Raw genomic sequence first — 9,844 nt, 5'->3', positions numbered from 1 at the left:
ATAATATAGAATTAGGTACTAATATAACTTTATTTACTCAAAGAGAAAATCAGTATTTAGAAAAAATTGATGAAGTAAAACAAGATGGTACATATAAGCAAAACTCTAATAAATTTGAGGTTTATATGAATGGTGAAAAAATAATCATGGGAGGACGTTTTACTTTTGGAATTAAAGGAAATATAGTCTCAACGTCAAGTGATAAAAGGATAAGTGTTATAGGAAAGAATTTTGATGATAATCTATCTTTTACGCAAAAAGAGCAAACAGCGCAAATTCACATTGGATATAGATATCCCTTTGCCAAAAAAGGTTTTCTGAATGTTTCTTTGGCAAGTGAGTATTTTCACTCTACATATATAAAAAATCACGAGCGTGCAAAAACTCTATGGAGTCAATGTCAAATATATCCATCTTTGACATGTGTTTATAGACCTACTTCAAGAAGTGTTTTACAATTGAGCTTGAATAGTGAAAAGCGTTATCCAACATATTGGACAACTGCTGCAAATCGTATTTTGATAAATTCTTATTGTGTCAGTGATGGTAATACAGATTTAAAGCCGTATGTAAAATATAGTAGTAATTTAAACTATATAATAAAATCAAAATATATATTTGGTATGTTTGCAGAAACAAGTCCTGATTTTTTTACGCAAAATATGATATTGAAATGTACTGAGTTGTTAGCAATATACAAATACCTGAATTTTTCTCAAAACTATCGATATGGTCTTATAGCCGTTGTTCCAGTGAAGTGGACTTCTAACATATCATCGAAGTTTACGACAATGGCTTTCAATATGCATCAAAGTGGGGCGATTGAAGATGATTTGACTTTTAATAAAAAAAAGACCTCTGGAATGTTTAGACTTACCAATAATTTTGTTTTATTTAGGAAAAAAATAAGTGCAGATATTTCTGGTTGGTATCAATTTCCTGTTATACAAGGAATGTATGATGTTCCAAGTATGTATTCTGTTTCATTAGGCATTACATGGCACACCAGTATAGATGGATTGACATTTATCTTTAGGGGAGAAGATATTTTCGATACGTACAGAATGAAAACAAAATGTAGTGTTTATGATATGAAGTATGCATTCAATCATGATATTGATATGAGAATGTTTTCATTAACCATGCGATATCGATTTAAAGATTATAAAGAAACGAAAAAGAAATCTATAGATTCTTCGCGATATGGCATATGAGAACCCTTTTCCCCTATGTGTACAGCATGATTCTATGCAATGTGGTATAGCCTGCTTGCAAATGATTTGCAAATATTTCGGCAGGGAATATTCTATGGATTCTTTGTCGAAACTTTGTTTTGCTACTACGGAGGGTGTGTCCCTGCTGGGTATCAATGAAGCTGCAAACATTCTAGGCTTACATACCACATGTGCAAGAGCTACAACTTCTATTTTAAACGAAGTTCCTCTTCCATGTATTATTCATTGGAACCAGAATCACTTTGTGGTTCTATACAAGGTGAAGAAAGGAAAGAGATTCTATATCGCAGACCCTGGAAAGGGATTGGTAACGTACAGCCTTGAGGAGTTCAAAAAGCATTGGATAAGTACAAGATCGAATGAAGAAGACAAAGGCATCGCCATGTTCTTGGAAACCACTCCTGCTTTTTTCACTTATAAGATGGAGGGTGAAAAACTCATCAAAGAGAAAAGATCTTTCCGCTTTCTCTTTGGTTATGTGAAGAAATATCGCAAGTATTTTGGGCAAATCATTTTAGGCTTGATTATTGGTAGTCTTTTGCAACTTGTCTTGCCATTCCTCACACAGTCCATTGTGGATGTCGGCATCAAGGACCAAGACATTGGTTTTGTGTGGCTTATCTTGTTGGGGCAATTGATGCTTACAATCAGCAGAACGGCAATCGACTTTATCCGCAGATGGCTTTTGCTTCACATTTCTCTGCGTATTAACATTTCATTGGTTAGTGACTTCTTTATCAAACTCTTGAAACTACCGATGTCTTTCTTTGACACGAAGCTCATGGGCGACTTGATGCAGAGGATGAACGATCATAGCCGTGTGAATAATTTCCTAACACAGCAGACGCTCAACATCACCTTTGCCATGCTTACTTTCGTGGTATTCTCGGTGGTGCTGTTCTTCTACAATAAGTTGGTATTTGCCATCTTCTTGTTGGGAAGCATCCTCTATGGCGCATGGATGACCTTGTTTTTGAAGCGAAGAAAGGTGCTTGATTACGAACTGTTTGAGCAGCAAGCCATCAACAATAACAAAACTTATGAGTTTATCACCTCCATGCAGGAAATCAAGTTGCAGGATTGTGAACAACGTAGAAGATGGGAATGGGAGGACACGCAAGCAGACTTGTTTGGGGTGCAGATGAAATCACTCAAACTCCAACAGACACAGGAGGCAGGAAGTATCTTTATCAACGAGGTGAAGAACATCATCATTACGGTAGTTGCAGCCACCGCCGTAATTCATGGGCAAATGACACTTGGTATGATGCTTGCCGTGCAATACATCATCGGACAGCTCAACTCGCCTGTGGAGCAACTGATGAACTTCTTCTATTCCCTGCAAGATGTGAAGATTAGCTTGGAGCGAATCAACGAGATTCACCAGATGGATGATGAGAATGGAAAGGAAGGCTTGTTAACTTCTATTGAAGATAAGAATGATGGCATTGACATCAAGAACATCATGTTCAAGTACGACCCACATGCTTTGCGCAAAACCATAGACGATGTGAGCATTCACATTCCGCAAGGTAAGGTAACAGCCATCGTTGGCGCATCTGGCAGTGGAAAGACCACCCTCATCCGTTTGATGCTTGGTTACTATCCTGTCTTGGAGGGAAAAATCAACATTGGAAATACAGACATTAACAAACTCAACAAAAAGTGGTGGCGCAGACAATGTGGTGTTGTCATGCAGGATGGTGTTATCTTCTCGGAGAGTATCGCAAGAAATATTGCTGTTGATGATGGCGATATAGATAAGGAAAGGTTGTTGAAAGCTGCCGAGATAGCTTGCATCAAGGATTACGTGATGGCTTTGCCTCTGAAGTTCAACACCAAGATTGGTCGTGATGGTGTAGGACTGAGCCAAGGGCAGAAGCAGCGTATCTTGATTGCAAGGGCTGTCTATAAGAATCCAGACTACATCTTCCTTGATGAGGCGACCAACTCACTTGATGCCAACAATGAGAGAAGCATCGTGGAGAACTTGGATAAGTTCTATAAGGGCAAGACGGTTGTTATAGTAGCACATCGACTGAGCACGGTGAAGAATGCCGACCAAATCGTAGTCATCGACCATGGCAAGGTGGTCGAGGTTGGCAACCATGAGTCCTTGACAGCCAAGCAAGGGGCATATTATAACCTTGTGAAGAATCAACTGGAATTGGGAAACTAAATTGTTTTTGACATGGAACGGAAAGAAAAAGAATCAGATAACATCGAATTGAGAAGCGAGAAGGTGAGGAACGTGATAGGTAAAGTTCCTCCTCGCCTCGTCAGCTTGGGAACGGTTGTCATTACGATAATAGTCCTCGCCCTCGCAGTTGCTTTCTACAAGGTACCTTATCCTATATCCATAGAGGTTAATGGTGAGGTCATCAATCAAAGAACAGTGCAAGTATTTGTGCCATACAAGTATTTGTATTTTTTCGATGAGCCAAGGACGGCTCATGTATCTTTCGAGGGCAACGATAATGCATCTTGTAACTGCGACATCACAAGCCATAAAGCCAGGCTCATACATAGGGAAGATGGTAACTATTTTATGGCTATAGCCACAGTGAGTACACAGGGACAAAATACTCCTATACTGCAAAAGTATATGAAAGCCGATGTTAAAATCATCGTCAGCGACAAAACGTTATGTCTGCAAGTGTTCAGATAGGCTATATCCGAGCACCTGTTTATTTTGGATACATATTGCTGGTAAGCATCAGATTTAACGCAAAAAGCTCTAAATACCATAAATTTCTCCTTGCTTTTTATGGGATATTTAGAAAACTATCGTATCTTTATCATCCCGAATTTAGGCGTTCTTTATATATTGCAAAATACAGAAACGAGCAGAATCCCGCTCGTTTCCATATTGTTACCTGTTTTATTTAGGCAGACGTCCATCTTCTTGATATTCAATCAAAGCCCAAATTAAAACGAGTTGCTCTATAAAAATATCTATAATAAAGTTAAATAATATTAAATATCAAATAAAAACTGCCAAAACTCTTGCATTCCGGGGGTGTCATGTTGTAACTTTGTAATTCAAGCCGAGGATAATTCCTAAAAACAAGAAAGAAACCTTTAAACCAAAAATCAAACAAATAACTCAACAACTAAAATGCCGCTTATGCTTACAAATTTAACGGATTTTCATGCCATTTGGTCACGACAGATAGTTCACGGTTTCTCGATCGCTTCTCGTTCGGTTCCCGTTAACTTCTCGTTAGGTCCTCGTTCGTCTCTCGTTCGTCTCTCGTTGCTTATTCGTTAGTCTATCGAAGACCGAACGAGGACCGAACGAGGAACAAGCGAAAAACGAACGAAAGAGCAACGAATATCGATCGAGATGCCGACGAGAAACTATCGGCAACTCGACGAGTAGCCACCTTCATGGCTGGCAGAATACCCTTCTGCAACCACAAACCAGCAAAATGCCTTTTGCTCCCAATCTGCCGAGGCAGAACCCTGCACTTCCTGTCCACACTGAGCATTTCCGCGGCGAATAAAACCATTTCGTCCATCCCGTGGAAACCCTATGGTTCAACCATGTAGAAGCCCCTCTATGGGCTTTTAATGCCTTGTTATCCTCCAAATAACCGACAGAGATAATGTCCTGTCCACCCAAAACACCCTGCTGTAAGTGCAACAGCCCCATCCTCATAGGCTCAACCACAGGTCAAACCATAAAAATCATGCAAAGCCACACAAGAGTCCTGCATATCACCATTTTGTGTGATGTAAGTATGGTAACTTTACAATATTAACATAAGACATATCTAATATATTTACAGTATGATAATATTTGGTGTCAATACAATCCTTTATTTCATTGAAGTCCTCATTTTACAGCCACCGATGGTTCTAACATATCAGAGATTTGTGCCCAACTTCTCATTGATGAAGGCATCACATCATGTCCGGATGAATGTTGATATCACAGAAATAACCAAAGGTAAATCACAGGAATTTTTAATGTCACACAGAAATCACTCTTAATAAAGTAAACTTCCATTTTATGATTTGCATCCTGCAAGATTTTGAAAATCTCTCTAATATTTTAGGAGGAACACTGCAAGACGGGGTTCGCTGATGGCTTACTTTTCTTCATATCTTTTGTCCTTTGGGGCAAAGATAGCGAAAATCTGCGAACCAGCCAAATATAGCTTAGTAAAATCAACAAGTGACAAGTGACAAATGGTGTAAGCCATGCCTATGCCTTTCCATTCCCCTCTACTCCTTCTCCATAAACTCCACAGGGGGGACGCCAACACTTGTATCGAGCAGTGCAACGGAATAGTTTTACGGTATATTTTAGGAGGAAATACGTTAATCTTCTAAAATCTGTAATCAGTTACAACTTTTTTTCGTAACTTTGTAAGAATTCTCGGCTTTTCTTTGTATAAAGGCAGTCTGGAGGATTGAGGGAAAATGGGGTTACGAATTGGCAACCGTACTCAATTCCACATTCTGCTATAAACTGCTTTCAATGAACACCCGACAGTGAGCCACCAGCCGTACTATGGCTCATCATCGGGTGCAAAGGTACATAATTTCTTCGAACTGAACAAATCTGGGATCAACTTTTTCTTTTGAGCTTGCTCAACACCTTTGAACTGATTGCGGCATCTTTTGTGGCACCTGCCAGAAAAGTGCGTATTAGGCTACGTCCTTCTATCGAAATAATATGCAGATTATTCTTATGTTTCAAATTTTTTTTTACTACCTTTGCACACATAATTCATAATAGATAGATCACTTATGGCAAAGATTAATGTCCAGAATACGGAGATTACCATCGTTTCGCACAATGACTGACTACATTTCGCTGACCGATATGGCTCGTAGTCAATTGCAGGAGCACATCATCTTCCGTTGGCTCAGTCTGAAAAGCACGATTGAGTACCTTGGTGAATGGGAAATGCTCTACAATCCCAATTTTAATTGTACCGAATTCGGTACATTTAGAAATATGGCGGGTAGCAATAAATTCGTTTTGTCAGTAAAAAAATGGATAGAAAAGACAGGTGCCATTGGTATCTTCTCTAAGGCCGGGCGTTATGGTGGCACGTATGCCCATCGTGATATTGCCTACCATTTTGGAATGTGGATAAGCCCCAAATTTCAACTGCTACTGGTCAAGGAATACCAACGTCTGAAAGCCGAGGAGCAAAAAATGTTGGGCTGGACGGCTAAGAGAGAACTATCAAAAATTAACTACCATATCCATACTGATGCCATTAAGAGCCATTTGATTCCTGCTGAAATTACTTCTGCGCAGGCAAGTATCATCTATGCCGAGGAAGCCGATGTACTGAATGTGGCAATGTTTGGAATGACTGCCAAACAATGGCAAGAAGCCAATCCTGACTTGAAAGGCAATATACGCGACTATGCCACCATCAATGAACTCATCTGTCTCTCAAACATGGAGAATATTAACGCCGTGCTCATCAACGATGGTGTACCTCAGGGCGAAAGGCTTGTGAAACTCAATCAAATTGCTATCCAGCAAATGCAGGTGCTGGAAGGGAATGAGGGGCGGAATCTGTTGAAGTAGTAGTATTTCCCTTTATGCATCCTTTTTCTATTTAAACGACACTTATGCTAATGATTGCACAGGATTAAATAGTAAAGGTTACGAAGAATTTGAATTCTCTATAACCTTTACATTTTTTTTGTCAATACATCCTACTATAGGAATTCAACTGTTTAATACAGCCAATTCTTCCATTGTATTAATATATAACCGATCTGCAAGGATTGTCCCAAACGAGTAATAGCATGGTATCCACACATTAAACACGTAAACAAGAGCGACATGCCCTTTTACAAATATCGTCTGACCTTCTATTACACGTTCTTCAAAGCCTTCCTGTAACAATAATTCTTTTGAAATCTTCATATGATACTGTTTTTTTACTATCTGTATTATATAATTGTCTCATTTAGAAAACTGAATTCCGTGTGGGCGTACAGAAACCTTTTGCAGTTTTGATAGTTGGTCTTCTTGATAAATTAGCTGAAAACTATTCAGACGTGCATTACTTGGTATATTAAATCTTGCGCCTCCATTGCCAGTTGGCATCAGAACTATAGAGAATGTTTTGGCATCTCCTACTGGTCCTAATTTGAAACCATCAATGCTTCTTCCTACTTTATTTGCTCCCTCTTCTATTGTTGGAGTTATTACAGTACCGATATTATCGTATATTTCATAACAATATTTACCCATTTTTTCTACATTCTCAATCATCTGTAAAAGATTAAACTCAGTTTCTTTGTCTGTTAATACTCGTCCATAGGCAACTCTTCCAATATTTGTTCTCAAAATGTACCTTGATTTTGTTCCTACTAAGTTCTGCTTCGTATCAATCTTAAACCTTTCAAACTCAGGACCATAACAATATTGATATGTTTTCATTCCTAACGATTGATAATTTTGACTTTCCGAAGGTGACATACTCAAACTGCTTAAGGTCTTATCTATAATATCCCAGAAACTGTTCATGTTATTATTTGGTGTTGCATTTATCGTTACCAAGACAGAATAGACACCATCACCTGAAGGCTGTCCTACGTCCACCGTATAATCGTATGCTTGGGAAAGAAAAATAAACAACTGGTCAACAAGATTAGTTAATGCTTTCATTTCGTTCTCCTTATTCAACTTTGCCAATCTTTTGTTCTGTAAAAAAGTATTTCCAGCTAATTCTGTTTCCATTCCCTTATTTTGAGCAAAAGAGACTAGTCCTCCAATAGACACTACAGCTTTTACAGACACCACACAGCCATCATTAGTGTCAAAACATGATATTTGTTCGTATCCTAATACATTTCCAGAGCTAACAGATGCTATTGCATCACTTACAAGTTCGTCATTTACAACTGTAGTATTGGAAGACACAAAAGTTCCAAAAGCCTGTTCAATTGCATTACGCAAAGCATTTCGTGTTGCCTCATCTTCATTTGAGCCAGAGCCTGATGTTACTAATGTAACGGTATTACCATAGTCTTCTTTTACCGTTTGCTGTTGAGCTACTTTTGTTTTCTTTTTCCCTTGTGTTTCGGCAAATCCATTTGCAGAATAAGAACACATTGCAATCAGCAAAATAGCTGACAAGTTTTTTAATTGAAATAGATGATTCATAATAATAAGTTTTAATTGTTATTTGTTTACTTTCTTATAAAATACAAACACGGCAGTTCCATTGTTACTTTCAAATTGGGTCAAGAGAGCTAACTGCTGTACAAATCCTGTGGAATTTGTTCTAATAATCTCATACGTTTCCGCCATCTCTTTACCACCCTTTTCTTCGCTTTTAGGTGTACGAATCGTTATTTCGGAATAACTTTGAGTACCATTGAAGAATTCACCTGCATTACGCTGGGATTTCACTTGGGCCACACGATTCATTACGGAACTGGTTTTGTACTTTGATTTGTCCAATTCCACTACAGATAACAGATAACTATTGTCGTAATCATCCACAATGCGGCATCCTTCAAAGGGTGCATTGTTGAACATACGCTCAATAAACTTTGACAGGGCGATACGCTCCTGATCAAAACTCTGCGCATACACCATAGCTGTAAAGCTGCAGAGTAAAACTGATAAAAGGAATTTTCTCATCATTCAATTGTTTTTAAGTTATTACCATGCATAGACATTTTTTACGTTATATGTAGGCGGCTGATAGTTCTTGGCGAAGGCCAATCCTACTTGACGACAAGCATCAATCAGCATGCGCCTTCGTTGATCTCTTGCCACCTGTTCCTTTCTTCGGTATTCATTATCAGCAATTTGTTGGCGATCTCTATAAGCAATATCCGCTTCTTGTTGTTGCTTTCTTAAAGCATACTCCCGCTTCTGTCGAGCAATCTCATCATTATATTGCTGCATTTTGAATTCCCAATCACGTTTCTCATCTTCACGTAGTTTTTGGTTTATCTCAGCTATCAACGCATCGAGTTCTGCCTGTACCTTTGTACCTGCTGGAATCTGTGCTATCACATCTGCAGCCATAGCAGCACCACTTGCATTTGGAGAACTTGCCCACTTAGACTTTGCGGTACTCAAAAGTTCTACGGCTGTTGTTTCTGTGTATGCATCGTAATACTCTATCATGAGCGTTTGGCACTTTTCAGCACAATCACAAATGTTGGGCACTTGCATTAATTGATAGATTGCCTGCTGATAATCATGATTGGCGGCCTGTTGTTTGGCCTCAATTATAATCCTAAAATCCGCAACTATCATCCAATACACGATTAAGGGTAGATTTATGAGTCGTTAGTAGCAGCTTTCAGTAAAAAGCAACAGCACAACATCAATATGTAGCCACCATCCCCTTACCCCACGATGCGACTTGAGGTAATACGCAGATTCAAACCGGAAAGAAAGGATTCTTATCCGAATTCTGTTTTGAAGGGTCTTGCATAAGCTCGGTTCTCTGTGTAGATATTCAGCACGTATTGCCTTGCAGTCATGATCCACTTGGCAGGTACGGAGATGAATCTGAAGACAAAAGCCTTTATGCGACTCGTTTTCTTGAGCCCAAAAGCCTTGGTGTCAAGCCTGCTCATGATGGTCTTGTAGAAATTGTGTATCA

At 38.9% G+C, this 9,844-nt stretch carries 7 protein-coding genes and 2 pseudogenes; 4 read left to right on the top strand and 5 right to left on the bottom strand.

Translation table 11 applies throughout. The features are described from left to right. The 4 genes and pseudogenes from CIK96_RS06440 to CIK96_RS06415 form a co-directional block, all read left to right on the top strand. The coding region (locus CIK96_RS06440) for an outer membrane beta-barrel protein (RefSeq protein WP_144007505.1) at positions 1–1,214 on the top strand (1,214 nt) is incomplete at its 5' end. Continuing rightward, positions 1,204–3,414, top strand: a complete 2,211-nt coding sequence (locus tag CIK96_RS06435; RefSeq protein ID WP_094389649.1) for a peptidase domain-containing ABC transporter — start codon at positions 1,204–1,206, stop codon at positions 3,412–3,414. The genes CIK96_RS06440 and CIK96_RS06435, both read left to right, overlap by 11 nt. Positions 3,415–3,426: 12 nt before the next feature. After that, a complete protein-coding gene (locus CIK96_RS13480) occupies positions 3,427–3,903 on the top strand; it encodes a hypothetical protein (protein ID WP_254046583.1) in 477 nt (158 codons plus the stop codon). 2,090 nt (positions 3,904–5,993) lie between these two features. Then, a pseudogene (locus CIK96_RS06415) lies at positions 5,994–6,792 on the top strand (KilA-N domain-containing protein). 144 nt (positions 6,793–6,936) lie between these two features. Here CIK96_RS06415 and CIK96_RS13230 read toward each other — a convergent pair. From CIK96_RS13230 to CIK96_RS06390, 5 genes and pseudogenes are all read right to left on the bottom strand, one after another. Further along, on the bottom strand, positions 6,937–7,137 hold the full coding sequence (locus CIK96_RS13230; RefSeq protein ID WP_094440090.1) for a hypothetical protein: 201 nt from the start codon (positions 7,135–7,137) through the stop codon (positions 6,937–6,939). 39 nt (positions 7,138–7,176) lie between these two features. Beyond that, a complete protein-coding gene (locus CIK96_RS06405; protein ID WP_094440089.1) occupies positions 7,177–8,382 on the bottom strand; it encodes a hypothetical protein in 1,206 nt (401 codons plus the stop codon). Between the two features lie 18 nt (positions 8,383–8,400). Further along, positions 8,401–8,868 (bottom strand): hypothetical protein, encoded by a 468-nt coding sequence (locus tag CIK96_RS06400; RefSeq protein ID WP_094440088.1) that lies wholly within the window; start codon positions 8,866–8,868, stop codon positions 8,401–8,403. Positions 8,869–8,886: 18 nt separating this feature from the next. Then, on the bottom strand, positions 8,887–9,360 hold the full coding sequence (locus CIK96_RS06395; RefSeq protein ID WP_144007504.1) for an OmpH family outer membrane protein: 474 nt from the start codon (positions 9,358–9,360) through the stop codon (positions 8,887–8,889). A gap of 281 nt (positions 9,361–9,641) precedes the next feature. After that, positions 9,642–9,844: pseudogene (locus tag CIK96_RS06390) on the bottom strand (IS1380 family transposase); the annotation flags it as partial.

The sequence above is a fragment of the Prevotella sp. P4-98 genome (assembly GCF_002251405.1).
GTDB lineage: Bacteria > Bacteroidota > Bacteroidia > Bacteroidales > Bacteroidaceae > Prevotella.
Note: the sequence above shows the minus strand (reverse complement) of the source record. Positions and strands in the feature narration are given on the sequence as shown.

What these genes read in the sequence shown, in the direction of transcription:
- CIK96_RS06435 (WP_094389649.1), top strand. Translation starts at nt 1,204, where the DNA reads ATGGCATATGAGAACCCTTTTCCCCTATGTGTACAGCATGATTCTATG.
- CIK96_RS13480 (WP_254046583.1), top strand. Translation starts at nt 3,427, where the DNA reads ATGGAACGGAAAGAAAAAGAATCAGATAACATCGAATTGAGAAGCGAG.
- CIK96_RS13230 (WP_094440090.1), bottom strand. Translation starts at nt 7,137, where the DNA reads ATGAAGATTTCAAAAGAATTATTGTTACAGGAAGGCTTTGAAGAACGT.
- CIK96_RS06405 (WP_094440089.1), bottom strand. Translation starts at nt 8,382, where the DNA reads ATGAATCATCTATTTCAATTAAAAAACTTGTCAGCTATTTTGCTGATT.
- CIK96_RS06400 (WP_094440088.1), bottom strand. Translation starts at nt 8,868, where the DNA reads ATGATGAGAAAATTCCTTTTATCAGTTTTACTCTGCAGCTTTACAGCT.
- CIK96_RS06395 (WP_144007504.1), bottom strand. Translation starts at nt 9,360, where the DNA reads ATGATAGAGTATTACGATGCATACACAGAAACAACAGCCGTAGAACTT.